We start from the raw sequence: 800 nt of genomic DNA, 5'->3' as shown, positions 1-800 counted from the left end.
CTGGGCAGGTTCATGATAATCCCTGAAGCTACCAGCATGGTGAAGGGAATCCCAATCCACATATTGACAAGAATAATGGAAAATTTAGCCCAAAGCGGGTCGCTGAGGAAGGGGATGGGGTGCTGAATGAGATGCAGGCTCTGCAGCAGGCCGTTCAAAGGGCCGCTGTCGTTGAGGAAGTTGCGCATGAGCAGCAGCGATACGAACTGCGGTACAGCAATGGTGATGACAAAGAGGGTCCGCCAGACTTTCTTAAATCTCAGACCCTTGGTATTGAGCAGCAGAGCCAGAACAACACCGAAGAAGAAATTCGTTGCAGTGGCGGCTACCGCCCAGATCAAGGTCCAAGCCAGAAGCGGAAAGAAGGTCCCAGCCATACGGCCTGAAAAGACATTGCCAAAGTTGGCAAAGCCCACCCAGTCAAAGAGAGATTTGGGTGCCGGATGGCTGTGATCGAAGTTCGTAAAAGCCAAGCAAATCATGTAAATCAGCGGCAGAATGGTAAAAAGCAGTACGCCGGTGAGAGGGACTGACATGAGGCCGATATGGAAGCGGCCGTCGGCCAAGGTTTTGAAATCCTCGATGAAGCCGGGAATCTTGCGGCCTTCCTGCTTGAGGGCCATGAGATGGCGGGCGCTCTTGAGATTGCACCAGTAGATATAGGCAAAAACTGCACAGAAAATCAAGGAAGCCAGACCAAAGATCAGCAGCAGCATGGAATTGTCACCAGCCACCTGAACGGTGATTTCCATGCCATTGACATTTTTCACCGCCTCACCCTGCTCCTGAGTGCCCAGTGT

General features: G+C 52.1%; 1 protein-coding gene. It reads right to left on the bottom strand.

The annotated features are described in order from the left end of the window. Positions 1 to 800, bottom strand: an 800-nt coding sequence (locus STRDD11_RS13180; RefSeq protein WP_164828513.1) for a carbohydrate ABC transporter permease, incomplete at both ends; no start/stop codon positions are given.

The organism is Streptococcus sp. DD11, from assembly GCF_001578865.1.
In the GTDB taxonomy this organism is placed as follows: Bacteria; Bacillota; Bacilli; order Lactobacillales; family Streptococcaceae; genus Streptococcus; species Streptococcus panodentis.
Note: the sequence above shows the minus strand (reverse complement) of the source record. Positions and strands in the feature narration are given on the sequence as shown.